This is a genomic window from Clostridium aquiflavi, from assembly GCF_031344075.1.
Classification (GTDB): domain Bacteria; phylum Bacillota; class Clostridia; order Clostridiales; family Clostridiaceae; genus Clostridium; species Clostridium aquiflavi.
Window position 1 is genome coordinate 42,572 of record NZ_JAVJAN010000001.1, and the last position, 21,794, is coordinate 64,365.

The following is a 21,794-nucleotide window of genomic DNA, read 5'->3' on the forward strand; positions in this document are numbered from 1 at the left end:
GGTCTTATATAAGTAAAATCTATTTTAATATTGATTTAACTTCTTTAATTATTTCTTCACTAGTTAAATTATATTTTTTCATAAGTTCATCTGGTGTTCCTGATTCTCCAAATGTATCTTTAATTCCTACCATTTTAATTAAAGTAGGACATTCACTAGATACAACTTGAGAAACCATTGCTCCAAGTCCACCTATAATAGAATGTTCTTCAGCTGTAACTATTCCTTTAGTTTCTTTAGCAGCTTTTAATATTATTTCTCTATCTATTGGTTTAATAGTAGAAATATTTATAACTCTTGCTTTAATTCCTTGAGTTTCTAATTCTTTTGATGCTTCTATAGCTTTTTGAACCATCATTCCTGTAGCTATGATAGTTACATCATTACCTTCTCTTACCTCAACACCTTTTCCGATTTCAAATTTATAATTATCATCGAATATATCTTCTGTATTGCATCTTCCAAATCTTAAGTAAACAGGACCATTAAATTCAGCAGCAGCTTTTGTTGCAGCCATTGCTTCTCTATGATCTGCTGGAACTATTACTGTCATATTAGGAAGTGAATTCATAAGTGCTATATCTTCAACAGATTGATGTGATCCACCATCTTCACCAACTGTAATTCCTGCATGAGTTGCTGCTATTTTTACGTTAACCTTTGGATAACAAATAGAGTTTCTTATTATTTCAAAAGCTCTTCCAGTAGCAAAAACAGCAAATGTGCTTGCAAAAGGTATGTTTCCTACATTAGCAAAACCTGCAGCCATTCCCATTAAGTTTTGTTCTGCTATACCTGCATTAAAAAATCTATCTTTAAATTCTTCTTTAAATCCATTAGTTTTAGTTGATTTAGAAAGATCCGCATCTAAAACTACTACCTTCTCATTTTCACGTCCAAGTTCAACCAATGCCATTCCGTATGATTCTCTTGTTGCTTTACCCATTTTAAATTCCTCCTATCTTTCAATCTCACTTATTGCTTGATTTCTTTGTTCTTCATTAGGTGCTTGACCATGCCAACCTGCTTGATCTTCCATAAAGCTAACACCTTTACCTTTTACAGTCTTAGCAATGATAACGCTTGGCTTATCATTACACTTTTCAACTTCTAAGAATGCTTCATTTATTTTGTCAAAGTCATTACCATCTTCACAAATAACAACATTCCAACCAAAGCTTTCAAATTTCTTATCTAAAGGAGAAACTCCCATTACATCTTCATTTTTACCATCTATTTGAAGGCCATTGTTATCAATTATAGCAACTAAATTATTTAATTTATAATGAGCTGCTGCCATTGAAGCTTCCCAAACCAATCCTTCTTGTAATTCTCCATCACCTAAAACAACATATATCTTAGCATCGTTCTTTTGAGTCTTAAGACCTAAAGCCATTCCCACTGCATTTGATATTCCTTGACCAAGTGATCCGGTTGAAACATCTACTCCTGGTACATGCTTAGAATCTGGATGTCCTTGAAGAAGAGCTCCTGTTTTTCTTAAATTGTATAATTCTTCTTTTGGGAAATATCCTTTTTCAGCTAATACAGAGTAAAGAGCTGGAGCTGCATGTCCCTTGCTTAATACGAATCTGTCTCTATTAGGATCTTTAGGATTCTTAACATCAACATTCATTTTTTCATTGTATAAGTATGTTATTATTTCTGAGCAAGATAGTGAACCACCTGGATGTCCTGATTTTGCTGCATAAATCATTTCTATTATGTCTTTTTTTACTTCTTTTAATGTAGAAACTAAATTTTCTTTATTCATACCTTTCACCAACCAATCTTTCAATTTGTAGTATATAATTTAATTAACTTTGTTTAAACATTCACATTTTAGCCTAGTTAAATCTAATATGCTTACATTTATGCTGAATTCTAATTTCCAGGTAAAATTAATTCTACCTGGAACTAAGAATCTTATTATTCTAAAAATCAATGCAATTTTAAGATATTATATTCGTAATTTAAAATATTATTAAACTAGCTTTCCTAGTACTGATTTACCAATTGTATTTTCAGGCATCTTTAATTCAAAGTTATCAGCTATAGTTGCACCAATTGTAGCAAAACTATCTACTGTATCCATTAATCCATTTTCTTTCATAGATGGTGAATAAGCTATAAATGGAACAAATTCACGTGTATGATCAGTACCAGTATAGGTTGGATCGTTTCCATGATCAGCTGTTATTATTAATAAATCATCTTCTTTTAATTTTTCTAATACTTTTCCTAAGTTAACATCAAATTTTTCTATTTCTTCTGCATAACCTACTGGGTTTCTTCTATGTCCCCATAAAGCATCGAAATCAACTAAGTTAACAAAGCATAATCCTTTAAAGTCTTTATCCATTATTTCTAATGTTTGTTCCATTCCATGAACAGAACTCTTTGATTTATTTGATTCAGTAATTCCTTCTCCATCAAATATATCACTTATTTTTCCAACAGATATTACATCAAATCCATTATCTTTTAATGCATTAAGTGCTGTTGCTCCATATGGTTTTAATGCATAATCATGTCTGTTGCTTGTACGTTTAAATTCGCCTTTTTTAGCTCCTAAGTATGGTCTAGCTATTACTCTTCCAACTTTCCATTCATCTTTAAGAGTAAGCTCCCTTGCTATTTCACAACAACGATAAAGTTCATCTAAACCAAAAGTTTCTTCATGACCACAAATTTGTAAAACAGAGTCAGCAGAAGTATATACTATCATATCTCCTGTCTTCATTTGATGTTCTCCAAGTTCGTCTAATATTTCAGTACCACTTGCACTCTTATTTCCTACTATATTGTGTCCTGTTCTTTTTGTTAGTTCATCTAACAATTCTTCTGGAAAACCTGTATCTGTAAATGTTTGGAATGGTTTTGTGATGTGTAAACCCATCATTTCCCAATGACCAGTCATAGTATCTTTACCAACACTTGCTTCTTTCATTTTCATATAATGAGCTAAAGGTTTTTCTGCTGCTTTTACATGTTTTATAGGATGTAGATTTGATATACCTAGTTTTTCTAAATTAGGTATATTAAATTTTTCTACTGATTCAGAAATATGCCCAAGAGTATCTACTCCTTTATCTCCATATTCTATTGAATCTGGCATAGCGCCTATTCCAAGTGAGTCTATTACAATTGTAAAAATTCTATTATACTTTTTCATACCTTTAATTCCTTTCCAAATTAGACTATGTTTTAACACTAATTTTACTATATTTTTACTTATTATGGGCAATACTATTTAAAATAGTTATTTATTATACAAATTTCTTAAAGTTATAAAATTTTTTTATAACTTTAAGAGAATGTAATATCTTATTAATTATAATTTTAATATGTACTATTATATTAATGTAAGAAGACCAACTATCATTGCACTTAAAACACTAACTGCAAATCCACCAATCATTGCTTTAAAGGCTAATCTAGCAAGGGTATTTCTTTTTTCTGGACACAATGCAGCTATACCTGAAATACAAACTCCCATACTAGAAATATTAGCAAATCCACAAAGTGATATAGTAAGTACTAAACCTGTTCTATAACTTAATGAACCAAATATGTTACCTAAGTCTTGGAATGCAACAAATTCATTTAATACTAACTTACTTCCTAATAATTGACCTGCTGTAAGTATATCTGATCCATTTAATCCCATAAAGAATCCAATAGGTGCAAATATATAAGAGAATATTTGTTGTAAACTTACTCCAAAAATTCCAAGTATACCATTAACTAATGCTACTAGCGAAATAATTGCAAGTAATGAAGTACCTATTGCTACAGCTGTTTGGAATCCACTCATAGCACCTTCTGAAATTGCAGAAATAAGATTTTCATTATCACCCTTATTGTCCATGCTAACATTTTCAATTAATTGAGTTTCCTCTTTTTCAGGTAATAATAACTTTGATATTGCTATACTTCCCATAGGTACCAAAGCACTAGCTATTAATAAATATTCCATAGGAATTCCAAGTGCAGTATATCCCCCTATTATAGTTGCTGACATACTTCCCATTCCTGAAACTAATACAACTATGATTTCACTATCAGTCATTCTATTTAAGTATTTACTAACTAATATTGGACTTTCTGTTTGGCCTAAAAACATATTAGCAACTGCAACAAAACTTTCAACTTGTGTTGTTCCCAATATTTTACCTATAGCTTTACCTATTATTTTTACTATAAATCCTAATATTCCTAAATAATATAAAGCTGCAACTAATGCTGAAATAAAAACAATATTTCCTAATACTTGAATGGCAAATATCATTCCTGTAGGTGCACCAGCATTACCTATTGTTCCAAATAAGAAACCGATTCCCTCTTTACCATAATCAAGTACTTGAGTAACTACATCTGATACTTTTAATATCATTATTCTTCCTAATGGAAATTTTACTAATAAAAATGCAATTACAAACTGTATACCAAGTGCTTTTAATATAGTTTTTTGGGGAATGCTTCTCTTATCTGCAGATAAAATGTACATTATTCCTAATAATAAAATTATACCTATTAAATTTATAACTATGTTCATAATCTTTCTCCTGTCTTTTGTTATAGTATTAACTTTATTCCCATAAAACCTCATACCTTTTGGACATCATTTAATAACGTTAAGTATGAGAAAATTTCATTAGTAAACTTTTAATACTTTTGCTATTAATATCAACAAGTTTTCTTGAATAATTTGTAAACCATGAAATTTTCTCTATTAATAACTATTTATTATTTTCTTTATCTGCTTTTATTAAATTTCTAATCCCTTCTATTGCAACTTTAATTGCTGCATCTGTATCATGAACTTGAGGATCTTCTAATCCAGCTTTAGCACGTTCTTGGTTAGCAATAGCTAAGAATACCGAACCCACACGTACTCTTAAGTAGCTTGATGCTATGAATAAAGCAGCTGATTCCATTTCAGATGCAAGACATCCACATCTTAACCATGCATTCCATTTATCCATTAATTCATAACTTACTGGCTTAGTTTCTGGTGAATGTTGACCGTAGAATGAATCTTTACATTGTACAACTCCAACATGATATTCTTGATTTAAAGTCTTAGATGCTTGTACTAATGAGTTTACTACATTAATATTAGCAACTGCTGGGAATTCTATTGGTGCATATTCCTTACTAGTTCCTTCCATTCTGATTGCTCCAGTGGCAATAACCATATCTCCACCTTTAACATCAATATCCATTCCGCCACATGTACCCACTCTAATGAAAGTATCTGCTCCACACTTTACTAATTCTTCTAAAGCTATAGCAGCTGATGGACCACCAATTCCTGTTGAGGTAACGCTTACTTTAACACCATCTAAGTATCCTGTATAAGTAACATATTCTCTCTTATCTGCAACTAACTCTGCATTATCAAAATATGCAGCAATCTTTGCACATCTCTTAGGGTCTCCTGGAAGAATTACATATTTTCCCACTTCTCCCTTTGCAACGTCTATATGATATTGTTTACCTGATCCTTGTGAATATTTCACTTTAATCCCTCCATTTTTTTATTATGTATTTTTTAGTTTTTATTAGTATTCCCGATTTATTTTGTAATATACCCGGAAGACGATTACATGTTTGCCACAAAACATTACTTTAGACACACATTCTACTTGTCTACTTTGTTGTATTGTTGTCTGTTCTTAAATAATATCATGTCTATTATTTACATGTCAAGTTTTTTATAAAGGTATAGTAATTATGTTAAAATATTGATATATTGGTTATATTGTTAATAATAATTAGTTTTATACCTGTAAATCCCAACTAAATCTCAACGATTAACTTATGTTCAAATTTAATGTTTTAATGTTATAATAAAGTATAGATTATTATAATATGTTTTTATTTAGACTTTTATTTATCTACTTGTATTAAACTTGTCTAATTTATTTTTTTAATTATTTATTATGGAATTATTTAAACACAGTTAAATTTAAAAATCTAAATAGAGTTTTTCTAAGATAACATTCTCTAGTTAATTCACTCATTATATATTATTGACAAAATAGAAATCGTTATCTCAAATCAGAAACACTCTATAAAATTTATATTATGTTTATGCGTTAAAAAATTGTAGCAATACATTATTATTTAGTTTATAGAAAAATATTACAATTTAATTGGCGTAATACATAGCCTATGCTAGTTATTAATGAAAGGTGAATTTTATGAATGATATTAACTTAAGTGTAAAACCTAAAGAATTAAGATATGTTACTGTATATAATCAACTTTTTAAAATGATAAATGAAGGTATATTTAAAGAAGGTAGTAGACTTCCTTCAGAACCTGAATTAGCAAAATTTATTGGTGTAAGTAGAACAACATTAAGGCAGGCTTTAGCTTTACTTCAAGATGATGGTTTAATAAAAAACATTAGAGGTAAAGGTAATTTTATAATAAAATCTGAGACAAACAAAGACGTTGGTCTTGAAAAGATAGGACATCCCGTTTATAAATCTTTAGATGAACCAATTGATGATGTTGAAATCATTTTGCGTATAGAACCCTCTACAGATTATTTTAATAAAGTTTTAATTAAAAGTACAGCTGCTGTTGTTCTTGTTGATAGATGGTATAAGTATCAAGGAAAAGCTATTGCTTATACATTTACTTTAATACCAATTGAAACTATATCATCACTTAATATAGACTTAAACAATAAAAAACAAGTTATGGAGTTTTTAGAAAAAGAACTTTATGAAATAGCTAATGATATATTAATTGAATTAAAATATTCAACTTCTGGAAATTTTGCAGCAAAACAACATCCAATTGCATCTGAGGATAAGTTTTACTTAATTCAAGAAACTATATATAAAGATAATGAATTTCCAATTGTATCAAACAAACATTATCTTCCTATAAAGTCAACATCTATAAAGCTACATCCTACAAAATAAAAAGATAATTTAATAAGGCACAATGAAAAAATAACAAGTCCATTTGCTAGCTTATTTTCCATCATGCTACGTCGGCAAATTGACCTAATAGACTCGCTATGAGGGCAATTCGTCTCCTTGCCTAATGAAAAATATCAATTGCAATTTTGGACTTGTTATTTATTTTCATGTTCCTAATAACAAAATCACCTACTAGATATTAATCTCCATAAATAGGAGTATTGTGATTAAATTATTCTTTTAAAAATTTGATTTAAATTCTTTCTTTATAATTAAGAACTCCTCTAAATCATTTAAAAATTGAAATAACAATGCTCTATTTTCAAATTCATCTCTATTTATAGGTAATTCCATTAATTTATATTCATCTCTTAACAAATTTAACTTATCTATTAACTTAATACAATCATTGTATTCATAAATATTTATTGAAACATCCTTCGTAAAATCTGATAATAGTTTTGTTTGCTCGTATGTCATATAAAATTTTGAAAAATGATTCTTCATCCTTTTTATAGTTTTTAATTGTGCTATCCTCATATCTACATATCTTATATAATAATCATCACTTTTAAAAATATAGTTATTATCTATTTTATGAGCTATTACCTTGGTTTTCTTTATTAACTCCTCCGCATCTCTTAAGATCCTTTGTTCGTATATTGGTACTGATTGAGTAATTAAACTTAATGCCATATCAGATAATATTATTCTATAATATTCTTCTATTTTATCCTTATTCTTATCAAATTCTTCCTCTAATGACATTGTGTACAAGTTAAATATCATTGCAACTCCAATACCAACTATAGTTAAAGTTACTTCGTTAAAAATCCAATAAAAATTTATATTATCACTGCTTAGAAGATGTGTTGACAATACAGCCCCAACTATCATTCCTTCCGTTATTTTCGAATATTTAGTTATTGGTATAAAAATAAGCAAAAAAAGTCCAAATATCATAGGATTATTTCCCAATACTAAATACAATATAAACGATAATGATATTGCTATCATTGATGCCAAGATTCTTCTAATTGAAATAAGTAAAGCTTCTTTTTTAGTATCTTGAATACTCAAAATTGCTATTATTCCTGATGTTACTGAAAATTCTAAGCCCATATAATTAGATATAAAAATTGCTATTGTTGCTGATAATGCTGCCTTAACTGTTTTTGACTGAAAATACTTTTTCATTTGTTTCCTTTCCTATTATCCTATAATATGTCTTCATCTTTTTCTATATGAATGATTTCTGCATCTGTATTACTATCTATAAATTCTATTATATTTTCTGATGTTGAATCTGCTTGTGCTGAATTTGCACATATTCCAACCATACCAATAACTATAGTTTTATGAATATCTTGCTTATCTATTTCAGATACTGATACATTAAATTTATTTTTTAACCTTTGTATTAAACTTTTTACAATCATTCTCTTTTCTTTTAATGATAATACCCACGAAGCTCTTAACGTAATTTTTAGTATTAAAATTTTCATAATTTTAGCTCAAAACCTTTCTTAATAGATTTCACAGTATTACTTATTAAATATATTTTAAAGTCTATTTTAAGTCAACATTTATATTTATTATAACAATATTCACTTAGAAAGATCCTTTTATATTATGTTTAAAATCTTTATACTACAATATAAATGAAAAAGCGAATGATCTAAATTATCATCCGCTTTTACTTAATATTTTTTCATAATTATCTTTCACTTTTTATTCATAATAACATACTATTGGAATTCCTGGTTCAATATTTTCAAATATCTTTTGAGCTAAATAAGATGGTGCATTGACACATCCATGTGATCCATTTGTTTTGTATATATTTCCACCAAATTGACTCCTCCATATTGCATCATGTATACCAATTCCACCATTAAATGGCATCCAATAATTAACATCAGTAGCGTAGTTTTCTCCTTTTAAAGTTGCATTTTTTTGCTTATAATTTAACATATATACTCCTACAGGAGTTGCATGTCCTAAGCTTACATTTCCAGTTACTACATCACCTTGTGTAACCATTGTTCCATCTTTATAAAACCATAAATATTGTTTTGTAAAATTAATTTCCACATAAGTTCTTCCAATATCATTAACATCACGACTCACTGCCTTTTGGCGATATATTGGCTCTCTTGTAATAGTTTGTCCATTTTCAACTAGATTTATTAAAGCCTTAACTTCCTCTTCTGTATTGATAATCCATCCATAATTTCCTCCTGTAACTTTAGCTTTCGTTCCCATAGAGGTTAAAAACTCCCTAGTTCTTGCCACAGTATTATAAGAATTTGCTATTTCATTAACATAGTGTCTTATTTTTTTCTCATCAAATACAATATTTAAATCATCATCTACTTTAATCCATTCATTTATTATCGAATCATCTGCCACTTCTTTTCTATCACTAAAATCATAAGTTATTTTTGTTAATATATATTTGTTAAGTTTATTATTAATAGCTATAACTTTTGGAGAATCAGATGTATATTTAGGATTTTCGTAGCAATCAATCTCATCTAAATTTAAAATATTTACCCCATTAATTATTGATTTAACTACATTTTCATATAAAATATCTCGTTTTATTTTATTTCCATAGACTTCATCTACAATAGCATATCCATGATCTACATATTTAAAAGTAGGATTTTGAGGTTCTACTACTTTATTTTCATCAAAGCATGATAACTTATTTAAACATTCATTTAATAAATCTTCATCATATGAAACTAAATTCACACTGTTATAGTTACTTGTTTTAAAAAATCTAAAAATCCACTGAAATGGTTTCTGAGTATTTTTTAAATCTTTTAGCTTATCTTGTGGATCATATTTCAATTTAATACTATCATTTAAAATTTCTTCATTAGTTCCATCACGTTCTTTTAATTCTAATTTATATGATTCTAGCTCATTTGAAAGTTTTTTGTTAGCATCCTCTAAATTTTTGCATGAAATATTAACTCCATTTACTATAGTTCCAAAATAAAAATGACTTAAAAAATAAAAAGATAAACTAAGATATATAGTAATAAAAATAAAAAGAATAATACCTGTATTCTTTAAGTACTTTTCTTTATATTGCTTATCCACAATAATTACTTCCTTTCCTTTCTTAAAATAGTATAATGTAATAGTACTTATTCTAAATTGAATTCTTTTCATTATATTAAATTGATAAATTATTTATTCTATTTTTAAAGTATTTTTATATTTATAAATGACTTTAATTGTACTGAGTTTAAATAAATTGATATAATACTAATTAACAATAAATAACTTAAAATATATAGAAAATAAAAATGTCTTTAAACATGAGGTGATTAAATTTGATATTTTCTACTCTTAATATTGATAAAGATAAACCTATTTATTTACAAATAAAACAACATATTATTAATGGAATTAAAAAAGGCGAGTTAAAAAAAGATAGTAAACTTCCCTCCACAAGAGAAGTAAGTAAATTTTTAAATATAAGTAGAAATTCTGTTATTTCTGCTTATGAAGAATTAGAAAGCATTGGAATAATAATTACTAAGAGAGGTATTGGTACTTTTATTGCAATAGAAAGTGAGACCGAATGCTATCCATATAATATAAATTACGATTCTATGACAAATGATTATTCTAATAATCTTAGAAATTTGGATATTGTAAAAAATGAATTGCCTTATAAAAAAGGATTAATATCTTTTAAATCCATAGCACCTGAAAGTACTCTTTTCAATCTTGATGATTTTAAAAGAGCTTTATTAGATGCATGGTCATACGAAAATACTAATCTTTTAAATTATGGATATGCTAAAGGATACAAGCCTCTAATAGATTATTTTTTTGATTATATGATAAAAAAAAGAGTTAATACAAATAATAAAGATATTTTAATAACAAATGGTTTCACAGAAGCTTTCGATATAATAATATCTTCTTTAACTACCAAGGGTGATACCATTATTTGTGAAAAACCAACCCATAATACTGCAATAAAAATAATGAAATCCTACGGTTTAAAGGTTGTACAAATTGAAATGGATAAGGATGGTTTAAATTTACTTGAACTAGAAAAAAGTTTAAGTAAATGCAATCCTAAGTTTGGATACATAATACCTTCTTATAATAATCCAACTGGTATTGTAACTAAGAGTGAAAGAAGAAAAGAAATATATAATCTTTTTAGAAAATATTCTGTTCCAATAATAGAAGATGGATTTAATGAAGAGCTTCTCTACTCTAGTTCCCCAATTGAACCTATAGCATCATTAGCTGGAGAAGGTAATGGTATTATATATATAGGTAGCCTTTCAAAAATTTTATTTCCTGGTCTTAGGATAGGTTGGATATTTGCTGATCAAAAGCTTATTGATATTTTAGAAAGTGTAAAGCGTGGTAAAAACATTCACTCTTCTTTTTTAGATCAAAGTACTTTTTATTATTATTTAAAAAGTGGTTCTTTTAATAAATACTTGAAGAATGTTAGAAAATATTATAAAGATAAATATAACCTTATTATTGAAATGATAAATAAGTATATTCCTTATGAATATATAACGGGTGAAGGTGGTCTTCATGTTTTTATTAAATTAAAAGATAATATAAATTCTAGAGAGCTATTAGATTTGTGTTATAAAGAGGGTGTTATGTTTATGCCTGGAGATATTTTTTATGAAGGCAATGGTGATAAAAATACTTTTAGAATTGGCTTTGGTAGAGTGAGTGACAAAGATATTAAAAAAGGTATTAAAATTATAGGAGATAATATAAAACTATTATCAAGTAAATCTAACTTATAAGATAAACCACTATTTATACAAATTAAAAACTTAGTGGTTCTTTCTTTATTATGGTTACTTTAATAAAATAATATTAGAATAAGTGAACTATAATTATTATAGTTCCATTATTAATATTAAATAATACTAGTGAGGACGATAGTAATGGAAAAAATAATGCGACCTGTATGGGCAGAAATAGATTTAGATGCAATAGCTTATAATATGAAAAATATAAAAAGCTTAGCACAAGATAAAAATGTGATAGCAGTTGTAAAAGCTGATTGTTATGGGCATGGAGCTCTAGATGTAGTTCCCATTCTCCTTGAAAATGGTGCTTCTAGGCTTGCTGTTGCTGTTTTAACTGAAGCGATTGAGCTTAGAAATAACAATGTAATTGCGCCAATTATGATTTTAGGATACACTCCTGAATATTTATTTGAGGAAGTAGTTAATTATGATATAGAACAAACAGTTTATGATTTAGAATATGCAAAAAAACTATCACATGTAGCTATAAAATTTAATAAAAAAGCTAAAGTGCATATTGCTATTGATACAGGTATGGGGAGAATTGGATTTATTCCAAATAAAAAAGCAATTGAGGATGTTAAAGAAATATATAATTTAAAAGGTCTAGATGTAATTGGTATATTTACTCATTTCTCAACTTCTGATGAAACTGATAAAGAATATACTAATGAACAATTTAATAAATTCACATCTTTTGTAGATAAGCTTTCAATGGTTGGCGTTGAAATCCCAATAAAACATGTATCTAATAGCGGTGCTATTATAGATATGCCAAAAACTTATTTAGATAGCATAAGAGCTGGTATCATACTTTATGGATATTATCCATCTGATGAAATAAATAAAGAAAATATTAATTTAAAACCTGCTCTAACTTTAAAAGCCAGTTTAACACGTATACAAGAATTAGATGAAAATAGCTATATAAGCTATGGTAGAACATTTAAAACTAAAAGAAAAAGTATTATAGCAACTTTACCTATAGGGTATGCTGATGGATATTCTAGATTGCTTGCTCCTGGTGCTAAAGTTATACTAAATGGGCAGTTTGCTCCCGTTGTTGGTCGAATATGTATGGACCAATGTATGATTGATGTTACCGATATAAGTGATGTTAATGTTGGAGATGAAGTAATAATTCTTGGTGAAGATAGTGATTTAAAATTAAATGCTGACGATCTTGCCAAATCTATGGGAACAATAAATTATGAAATTCTTTGTATGCTTAAATATAGAATACCTAGAGTTTATATGAAAAATGGTGAAATATTTAATGTTAAAAATTATCTTTAATTAATATTATTTTTAAACTTAAATGCCCCACAGGATTTTTCCTGTGGGGCATTATTACGTTTAGCGTTTAAACATTCACCATTATATTTCTACAAATTTTATATATTATTTAAAACTCTTTAATAACAAACTACAGGAGTTCCAGCCTTTATATTTTCAAATATTTTTTGAGCCAATTCATACGGAGCATTAATACATCCATGTGAACCACTGGCCAAATAAATCTGTCCACCAAATTCTGTTCTCCAAGTTGCATCATGAAGTCCTATATTTCCATTAAATGGCATCCAATAATTAACTGGTGAACTATAGTTTTCTCCCTTTAATGTAGCATTTTTTTCTATATAGTTTAATCTATATGTTCCTACAGGAGTTCCCCAATTATTACTTACATTACCAGTAACAACATCACCATCTGCAATTAACTGACCCTCTTTATAATACCATATATGTTGCTTAGAAAAATTAATTTCTAAATATGTATTACCAATATCATTCTTATTTCGTGATATAGCTGTTTGAGAATAAATAGGTTGTCTAGTAGTATCTTCACCTTTTTTTATTGTTTCAATTAGTCCATTTACTTCAGCCTGCTTGTCTATAATCCATCCATAATTTCCACCATCAACATTTACTGTTTCTCCTAATGATGTTTTAAATTCTCTTGTTTTAGAAAAAGTATTATATTTACTTGCTAAAGAATAAATATATTGACTAACATTTTTTTCACTAATCATTACTTCCATATCATTATTAACATAAAGCCAATTATGTATTGTAGAACCATCTAATACCTCTTTACTATCTTCAAAATCATATGTTATTTTTAAATTTGAATATTTATCAAGTAGATCTTTTGCTTCATTAACTTCTTTTGACTCTAAATTAAATTTTGGATTTTCATAACAGTCTATTTCTTCTAAATTTATTTTTGTTTCTCCATTAATAACAGCGTTTTTTACTACATCAGAAAATACTTCTTTTTTTATTTTATTACCTTTTACTTCAGGCAATATTTTGTAACCATTACTTGTATATTCAAAATCAGGATTTTTAGGGTCTGTTACATTTTCATTAATACAAGAAAGATTATCTAATTGTTTATCTAATAAATCTTCATTAAAAGTTACTATATCATTTAATGTAGAATGACTTTTACTAAATATAGATTTTGGCCAAGAAAATGCTTTTTGACCACTCTTTAAATTTTCTATTTTATCTTTAGGATCATAAGTTAATTCTATGCTATCACCTTTAATTTCTTCCTTTTTATCATCCCTTAATTCAAGTTCAAGTTTATACTGTGGAATTTTAGAAGCTAATAATTTCTCTGCTTCTTCAACAGTTACACCTCCAACATTTATACCATTAATTTGTGATCCAAAATAAAAATGTTTTGCAAAATATGCTGATCCCCCCAAATAAATAGCAAGTAAAATAGCAACACATACTATAATAGCTTTAACATTTGTAATATTTTTGGTAGGTTTGTGCCTTCGTTTTCTCATCTTTTTTGTCCCCTCTTTATATTAAGAAAAATTAAAAATTATATATTATGTATATAATGTATATATACACTTTTAATATATACATTATCCTAATGATTATATCACAAATATTCTTATTATAATAACTCTATATACTAGTAAAATCAGCCTCTATTTAAAGTAATTATTGTTATTACAATATACTTTGCTATATTATTTACTAAATTTAAGTTTTATCATATATTAAATTTATTTTTTATAATAATCACTAATAATTATTAATCCATTTAAATATTATTAATATTAAGAACAATATTTTTAAATTACATAGTCTATACTATAATATTAAATTTGAGAATAGGAGTTTTCTTATGAATAATATACTTAATAAAATAAATAATTTAGAAAAACTTATTGGTAATACTCCCCTAGTAGAAATATTATTTAAATATAAAGGGAAAGAACTGAAAGTATATTCAAAACTTGAATATTATAATTACACTGGAAGTATAAAAGATAGAATGGCTTTATATATTTTGAAAAAAGCTTATTTAAATAATTCTATAAAACAAAACTACACTATAGTTGAAACCACTAGCGGAAACACTGGTATATCATTCTCAGCTATAGGCACTTATCTCGGAAATTCTATTGATATTTATATGCCTGATTGGATGAGTGATGAAAGAAAAAAACTTTTATCAAGCTTTAATGCTAATTTAATATTAGTTTCTAAAAAAGAAGGTGGTTTTTTAAAATGTTTAGAACTTACTGAAAAAAGAAGATTAAATTCTGATACTGTATTTCTTCCATGTCAATTTTCTAATAAGGATAATGCAGAAGCTCACTATCTATCTACAGGACCTGAAATATGGAATACTTTAAGTAATCTAGGTATTATTCCTACTGCTTTTGTTGCTGGAGTTGGAACTGGTGGAACAATTATGGGTATAGGTAAATATCTAAAAGATAAAAATTCTAATATAAAAATATATCCATTGGAACCATCAAATTCCCCTACACTTTCTACTGGCTTTCAAGTAAGTGAACACCGAATTCAAGGAATTGTTGATGAATTTATTCCACCTATACTTGATTTAAAATCATTAAATGAAGTAATAAGTATTAATGATGGTGATGCTATTATAATGGCACAAAAGCTATCTAGAATTTTAGGTTTAGGAGTTGGAATATCATCCGGTGCTAATTTTTTAGGTGCTATAAAAACACTTGAACTAAATAATTATGAAGGAAATATAGTTACAATATTTGCTGATGATAATAAAAAATATTTAAGTACCGATTTAATGAAATGTGAACCAATTAAAGATAACTTTATTTCATCACACATTGAATTAATAGGTTTAAAAAGATTATAACATTATGCTATGTTTTATCAGAATGTCTAAATATGAATAAGCAAAGCAAACTAAGTAACTGAACTTTACCTATTGCATCAACATACATTTAAAACATAGCATAATATTGAAATTATTATTAAAATATACAATGTATAAACATCTATGAATTACTATCTATTTATAATTATCTGCTATCCCTAATTTTCATAATATTTAATAAGAGCTTGAGTACCTAGATCTCCTAAATCATGCCTATTTCTTAATAAGATATTTATACTCTATATCTAAAATTATAATATTTCTTGCATTTAAGTCATTTTGAAGATCTATTATTTCTGCTTCATCCCCATTTTTTTGTAGTATTTTAATAATTGGTCTTAATGGATTATTAATATTATCTCCAATAACTGTAGCACGCCTTTTATCACTTAATTTTACACAAGATCCAATAGGATATGGTTCTATTTTTTTCAAAAATGCCTTTACAACATTATAATCAAAGCTGCTACCAACCCCTGCCATAATATATTCTATGGCTTCTAAAGGCTTTATTGGATTTCTATATGGTCTATTTCCTGTCAAAGCATCATATACATCTGCTACAGTTATTATCCTCCCAAACAAAGGGATATCTTCCCTTTTTAGTTTATTCGGATAGCCTGTCCCATCAAATTTTTCATGATGACTTATAACTCCTAAATATATATCATTATCCATATATTTATTTTCTACAATATAGTTTCCACCTAACTCTGCATGAGTTTTAACAATATTAAATTCCTCTTCAGTAAGCTTTGATGGTTTTCCTATTATTTCTATTGGTATTGCTACTTTTCCAATATCATGTAATAATCCACAAACACCTAAATCACATAACTCTTTCTTACTTAAATTTAATGCACTTCCTATTGCAATTGATATTACTGTTACACTCAAAGAGTGAAGATATGTGTTAACATCATATGATTGTAAATCTGTTATTCCTATAGATGTTTTTTTATTTTTACACATATTATTGACAAGCTTTACAGATATTGATTCTATCTCTTTTATAACATTCTCTTCCAAAATTTTATGCTTACTTTTGCACATTTCAAAAATATTCTTAATTGTTGTTACAGATTTTTTTCTTAAGTTATCATCTAATATTAGATTTTTTCTGCCATCATCAATATATGCACCTAAAACATTGAAATTTATTAGTTTCTGTATGTTTGCATTTGTTAATATCATACCTTTCTTTAATAAAAAAGCTTTTGATTTTTTATTGTTATCTAGATGTATATTACTAGCTAATTTCATTCCAGCTTTCAATTCATAATAAGGTACAAATATCAATTAAATCACTCCTAAACCAGTTTACTTTTCTTCTTACTTTAATATTTTATCATTTTAAAGCAAAATTTAACATAATTTTTACTAATAATTATCAGACAAAATACTAAAGAGTAAAAAAGAAAAATACTATTGGTACATTTATGTAGCCATAGTATTTTCCTCAATATATTCTTAAAATATAATTTTTTATATTTTACATTTATTTAAAACCTTTTATTTTGAATCTCTATATTTTTTTAATTTTATTCTACATCTATCCATGTCATTTTATTTTTTAATCTATTTATTTCTGAGTCTTGTTCTTCTATCATTTTTATATAATTTTTCTCTTTTTCGCACCATTCTTTACTTAAATTATTAACTAATGATGCCATTTCATCTGCACTACCAACTATTCTGTTAAATAATAATAAATTTGATTTTAGAATTTCTGGAATTTCATTGTGTGAATATCTTAAAATATGATCTATTTCTCCATATCCTTCTTCAAATATTGTTCTAACTTGAATTTCTGCAACTACTTTTTCGTTTGTTGGACAAAACTCAACTAAGTAATGTACTGAACGATATCCTGAAGCTCTTGATCTCACTTTTATATCTAATTCCTCGAAGACCTCAATATTGTCTCCATCTCTAACATTAGCGGTTATTTCTACTACTTTCCATGTGTTTATTATGTACTCATGTATTTCTCTCCATTGCTCCTTAAATATATGTATAACCCTTATTCCAATTAAATCATTTATTTCTTGTTTATAATTATCTACTGTAAATTCAAAATCATCGCCATATTTTTCTTTTCTATCTTCAGTTTTTCTTATAATTTTTTCTATAAGCCTAATAGGTTCTTTAATTCTTGATTTTACTGAATGTATAACCTCTTGAGAACGTAATATATTAGCTATAAATCCTGCTTGATTTTCATAGGAATCTTTATACTCAATATAATCATTATATATTGCTTTCATGTTTTCCATATTAATATTATATTTCTCTATTGTTTTGTCAATCTGTGGATACTCTAATAAAAATTCATCTATATTAAATTCCTTTTTCATAAATACACTCCCCTTATCCAAAAAATTTTCTTATAATTTAATACTACACTAATTTTCTCATAATATAAATAGAGATATTTAAAAAGCTGAATTATGTATTACACAGAAATCAGCTTTTTCATCTATACTTGATTTTTTTTATTCCTCATAAATTTTGAAATCATCATTGTACAAACAGTATTACCAGATGAATTTAATAATGTAGCTGGTATATCAATTATTGTGGCTATTACAAGCATTATTGCAAGAGCTTCTTGTGGAAAGTTAAACATACTTAATATAAGCATTTCCCCTATTGCTCCACCTCCTGGAACAGCTCCTACAACAGCTCCTATTAATAATCCTAAAATTAATATAGTTATTAATGAGCCAATACTATCCGTGTCACGTCCAAATATTCCAAACAAGAACATAATTTTGTATACACCACCTATAACTGATCCATCTTTATGAATATTAACTCCTATTGGCATTATTATTTTAGCTATACTATCTGGTACCCCCATCTTTTTAGCTGCTTTTATATTTACAGGTATGCAAGCTGCACTTGAACATGTTGCTACTGCTGTTACTGCTGGTTCAACAGAATTTTCCCAAAAACTTTTAATTCCCCTTTTGCCACCAGCAATATATGCATATATTGTAAAGAATATACCGAAATATAATATTGACAGAACAGTATATAGTACAAATACTTTCAAGTATCCTGTTAATATTTGTCCTCCTAATTCTCCTATTATACTTGCAAAATAAGCTCCAAGGCCTATTGGTGCATAATACATGATTATACTTATAATTTTCATTGTTACTGCTGCACCACTATTTAAAAATTTTGCAAATATTTTACCTTCTTCTTTACAAAGCATTGTCGCAAATCCTACTATTATTGAAAATAAAATTAATGCAAGTAAGTTACTTCTTGTTAAAAGTTCTGAAAAATCACCAACACTGATGCTAGATACAATCTTTTCTAATATTCCAACTGAATTCATAGTTTCATTTTGATTAGAATTAATTAAGTTTTCAAATGTAGATAAATTTAATCCTTTTGTAGGATCAAATAATTTAAAACTAGCCACTCCTAATATTCCTGAAATAAGAGCAGTTGCTCCAAATACTATAACAGTTGTTCCCAATAATTTGCCTAACTTCTTAGAGCTCTCCATATTAGCTATTGATGATGATATACTAAAAAATACTATTGGTATTAATGCTGTAAATATCATATTTAAAAATAATTTTCCTAATGGTTCAAATATTTTTGCATCTTCCCCCATTATAAGTCCTATAGTACCACCAAATAAAATTGATAGTAATAAAATTATTGAATATTTATAGTTTTTTATAAACTTCAAAGCGTATTCCTCCTTAATTGAATTTTTATTTTTTACTCTTCTTGATAAAATATAATTCCTTTAATTTTTTATATAAAATATATCTTTGTTAATTTTATTATATACAGAATTTTAACTATAAATAGTGCATATATTGCTTGAAATATTGTAAAAAGTGCTCTATGATTTATATATATTATTTGAAAGGTTGTCATTTAAATGAATACAATTGATTATGGAAATAAAGCTGGCTACTTGCATAGTGATTTTAAATTATTTCATATAAAAGATAAGAAAAATCAAGAATTTGAATTCCACTACCATGAGTTCAATAAGATAATTATATTTTTATCTGGAAAAGTAACTTATCTAATAGAAGGAAAAGCTTATTATCTAAAACCTTGGGATATACTTCTTGTAAATAATCATGATGTGCACAAACCATTAATAGATTCGTCTGAAGCTTATGAAAGAATAGTAATTTGGGTTAATTCAAATTTTATAGAATCTCACAATTATAATAATTGTGATTTGATGACTTGTTTTAAATTAGCTAATAAAAAAAGCTTTAATCTTATTAGACTTGATATCAAATTACAGAATTCATTAAAAGGCATTATTAGCTCATTAGAGTCTTCATTAAATTCAAATGATTTTGGAAGTAAACTTTTAAATAATGCATTATTTATCCAATTCTTAATTTATTTAAATAGGATATACCTTGAAGATATGTTTATTAATGATAAGTCATCTCTTAAATATGATAAACAAATTGAAGAAATATTAAAATATATAAATACTAATATATCAGAAGATCTTTCTATTGAATTTCTAGCAAAGAAATTTTTTATAAGTAAGTATTATTTAATGCATAAATTTAAAAAAGAAACCGGTTATACTCTTCATAATTATATATTGCAAAAAAGATTATTAATAGCAAAAGACCTTATAGAAAATGGTGAAGCTGTTTTAAAAGTATCTACAAAGTGTGGATTTAATGATTACTCTAGTTTTCTACGCTCTTTTAAAAAATTATTTAATAAATCACCAAGAGAACTTTTTTTGAAATAGATATGCCTCCCATTAAGTTCCATTTAATGTAATGTATATATTATTTTTCTAAGGAAAAGATAAATACTGATTAAAGTATTACAGGAGGGAATTTAAAATATGGGTAATGATAAAATGTCAGCTCGTGAAAAAGCTAAACAAATGATGATTGCAGGGGATTCTTTTGATACAATCATGGAAAAAACTAATTTAAGGCTAAAAGACTTAAAAAAAATTAGAAGAAAAGAAATAGATACTCATTTTTAAAGTATCTAAACCTATATTTAAAACTATTTTTAATTAATAGTTTTTTTAAGTTAGTGCTAATTTTTTTTAATTTAGCACTAACTTTATCACAATTAACATTCATATAAGTATAATAATTATTTATTTTTAAATATGTTTTGATATATATCTAATAGATAATTTGGCATTGTAATTATACTTTGAGGATCATTAATTAGTATTCCTAAATTTAATTACTCCGCTATAAGCTTTGTTTTTACATATATTAATATTCTACTAAAACGTAGTCTTATTTCTTTAATAAATTATTCTTAATATAATAAAAAGTTGCTTTTTCCCCTTCATTTGCAAGTTTATTAAGTAAAAATTCTAATACTTCTCTCGTTTCTTTATGCAAAATATAATGATTTTTACCTATATTGTAATATTCTAATGCACTTCTATCACTATACTTCTCCTTTTGATAATTCATCGAAGCACACATTCTATCAATAAACATCTCAACTACATACTTTGTTGGCATTTTCATTCCTACAAGTCCTTCTTTTATATTTACACCATAATCTATCCAATATTCTAAATGATGCTTATTTCGCCCTTTATGATGAAGCCATGCTTTAGAATATCCTTCTTCTATTTTTTGTATTCCATTAGGACTAACATCACCTCTATAATATCTTATTCCTGCTGAAAATTCCACCCAAGAATACTTAGATAAATCATGTAGTAAACCTTGCTTATATAACCCGACTTTAAAGCAATATTTCATAACTAATAATTTATGATTTGTTATTGTTCTAAAATGATTAACTGAATTCATTATTCCCCACATCCTATAAAATTGTCTAACTAATTCTTAT

Annotated in this window: 19 protein-coding genes; 6 read left to right on the top strand and 13 right to left on the bottom strand. The window is 26.7% G+C overall.

Translation table 11 applies throughout. The features are described from left to right. Nucleotides 1-19: 19 nt before the first annotated feature. The 5 genes from RGC78_RS00165 to udp all read right to left on the bottom strand — a co-directional run bounded on the left by RGC78_RS00165 (nucleotide 20) and on the right by udp (nucleotide 5,525). Entirely contained in the window at nucleotides 20-946 is a 927-nt protein-coding gene (locus tag RGC78_RS00165) for a transketolase family protein (RefSeq protein ID WP_017353617.1), read from the bottom strand. 12 nt (nucleotides 947-958) lie between these two features. Further along, nucleotides 959-1,774, bottom strand: a complete 816-nt coding sequence (locus tag RGC78_RS00170; protein ID WP_252214091.1) for a transketolase — start codon at nucleotides 1,772-1,774, stop codon at nucleotides 959-961. Nucleotides 1,775-1,984: 210 nt separating this feature from the next. After that, nucleotides 1,985-3,175 carry a phosphopentomutase gene (locus RGC78_RS00175; protein ID WP_309555726.1) on the bottom strand — a complete coding sequence of 397 codons (1,191 nt, stop codon included), beginning with the start codon at nucleotides 3,173-3,175 and terminating at the stop codon, nucleotides 1,985-1,987. Nucleotides 3,176-3,355: 180 nt separating this feature from the next. Then, entirely contained in the window at nucleotides 3,356-4,558 is a 1,203-nt protein-coding gene (locus RGC78_RS00180) for a NupC/NupG family nucleoside CNT transporter (RefSeq protein ID WP_309555727.1), read from the bottom strand. A gap of 184 nt (nucleotides 4,559-4,742) precedes the next feature. After that, a complete protein-coding gene (gene udp, locus RGC78_RS00185) occupies nucleotides 4,743-5,525 on the bottom strand; it encodes a uridine phosphorylase (protein ID WP_252214097.1) in 783 nt (260 codons plus the stop codon). A gap of 684 nt (nucleotides 5,526-6,209) precedes the next feature. On the opposite strand from udp, the gene RGC78_RS00190 reads away from it, so the two are divergent. After that, entirely contained in the window at nucleotides 6,210-6,944 is a 735-nt protein-coding gene (locus tag RGC78_RS00190; protein WP_252214099.1) for a GntR family transcriptional regulator, read from the top strand. Nucleotides 6,945-7,184: 240 nt separating this feature from the next. On the opposite strand, the gene RGC78_RS00195 is transcribed toward RGC78_RS00190, so the two are convergent. The 3 genes from RGC78_RS00195 to RGC78_RS00205 form a co-directional block, all read right to left on the bottom strand. After that, on the bottom strand, nucleotides 7,185-8,141 hold the full coding sequence (locus tag RGC78_RS00195; protein ID WP_252214101.1) for an aromatic acid exporter family protein: 957 nt from the start codon (nucleotides 8,139-8,141) through the stop codon (nucleotides 7,185-7,187). Between the two features lie 20 nt (nucleotides 8,142-8,161). Next, nucleotides 8,162-8,449, bottom strand: coding sequence for a DUF503 domain-containing protein (locus tag RGC78_RS00200; protein WP_252214103.1), 288 nt, complete (start codon nucleotides 8,447-8,449; stop codon nucleotides 8,162-8,164). 226 nt (nucleotides 8,450-8,675) lie between these two features. Then, entirely contained in the window at nucleotides 8,676-10,058 is a 1,383-nt protein-coding gene (locus RGC78_RS00205) for a L,D-transpeptidase family protein (protein WP_252214105.1), read from the bottom strand. Between the two features lie 236 nt (nucleotides 10,059-10,294). Between RGC78_RS00205 and pdxR the strand changes: the two genes are divergently transcribed. Together pdxR and alr are read left to right on the top strand one after the other, a co-directional pair. Continuing rightward, nucleotides 10,295-11,755, top strand: coding sequence for a MocR-like pyridoxine biosynthesis transcription factor PdxR (gene pdxR / locus RGC78_RS00210; protein WP_252230815.1), 1,461 nt, complete (start codon nucleotides 10,295-10,297; stop codon nucleotides 11,753-11,755). 144 nt (nucleotides 11,756-11,899) lie between these two features. Further along, the gene (gene alr / locus RGC78_RS00215) at nucleotides 11,900-13,060 is read left to right on the top strand and encodes an alanine racemase (protein ID WP_252214108.1); all 1,161 of its coding nucleotides are present in this window, start codon (nucleotides 11,900-11,902) and stop codon (nucleotides 13,058-13,060) included. Nucleotides 13,061-13,179: 119 nt separating this feature from the next. Here the strand turns inward: alr and RGC78_RS00220 are convergent, their stop codons facing one another. After that, nucleotides 13,180-14,568, bottom strand: a complete 1,389-nt coding sequence (locus RGC78_RS00220; RefSeq protein WP_252214110.1) for a L,D-transpeptidase family protein — start codon at nucleotides 14,566-14,568, stop codon at nucleotides 13,180-13,182. Nucleotides 14,569-14,918: 350 nt separating this feature from the next. Between RGC78_RS00220 and RGC78_RS00225 the strand changes: the two genes are divergently transcribed. Next, nucleotides 14,919-15,926: a PLP-dependent cysteine synthase family protein gene (locus RGC78_RS00225; RefSeq protein ID WP_252214112.1), complete on the top strand. Its 1,008-nt coding sequence runs from the start codon at nucleotides 14,919-14,921 to the stop codon at nucleotides 15,924-15,926. Nucleotides 15,927-16,160: 234 nt separating this feature from the next. Here the strand turns inward: RGC78_RS00225 and RGC78_RS00230 are convergent, their stop codons facing one another. From RGC78_RS00230 to RGC78_RS00240, 3 genes are all read right to left on the bottom strand, one after another. Then, complete coding sequence (locus tag RGC78_RS00230; protein WP_252214114.1) at nucleotides 16,161-17,246, bottom strand: HD-GYP domain-containing protein; 1,086 nt, start codon at nucleotides 17,244-17,246, stop codon at nucleotides 16,161-16,163. Nucleotides 17,247-17,488: 242 nt separating this feature from the next. Continuing rightward, nucleotides 17,489-18,304: a RelA/SpoT domain-containing protein gene (locus RGC78_RS00235; RefSeq protein ID WP_252214116.1), complete on the bottom strand. Its 816-nt coding sequence runs from the start codon at nucleotides 18,302-18,304 to the stop codon at nucleotides 17,489-17,491. A 122-nt stretch (nucleotides 18,305-18,426) separates the two neighbouring features. Then, nucleotides 18,427-19,659, bottom strand: coding sequence for a dicarboxylate/amino acid:cation symporter (locus tag RGC78_RS00240; protein ID WP_252214118.1), 1,233 nt, complete (start codon nucleotides 19,657-19,659; stop codon nucleotides 18,427-18,429). Between the two features lie 198 nt (nucleotides 19,660-19,857). On the opposite strand from RGC78_RS00240, the gene RGC78_RS00245 reads away from it, so the two are divergent. Both RGC78_RS00245 and RGC78_RS00250 read left to right on the top strand, forming a co-directional pair. Next, a complete protein-coding gene (locus RGC78_RS00245) occupies nucleotides 19,858-20,709 on the top strand; it encodes an AraC family transcriptional regulator (RefSeq protein ID WP_252214120.1) in 852 nt (283 codons plus the stop codon). A gap of 99 nt (nucleotides 20,710-20,808) precedes the next feature. Continuing rightward, nucleotides 20,809-20,955, top strand: coding sequence for a hypothetical protein (locus tag RGC78_RS00250; protein WP_252214122.1), 147 nt, complete (start codon nucleotides 20,809-20,811; stop codon nucleotides 20,953-20,955). A 268-nt stretch (nucleotides 20,956-21,223) separates the two neighbouring features. On the opposite strand, the gene RGC78_RS00255 is transcribed toward RGC78_RS00250, so the two are convergent. Next, nucleotides 21,224-21,754, bottom strand: a complete 531-nt coding sequence (locus RGC78_RS00255) for a DUF5662 family protein (RefSeq protein ID WP_252214124.1) — start codon at nucleotides 21,752-21,754, stop codon at nucleotides 21,224-21,226. Nucleotides 21,755-21,794: the final 40 nt, after the last annotated feature.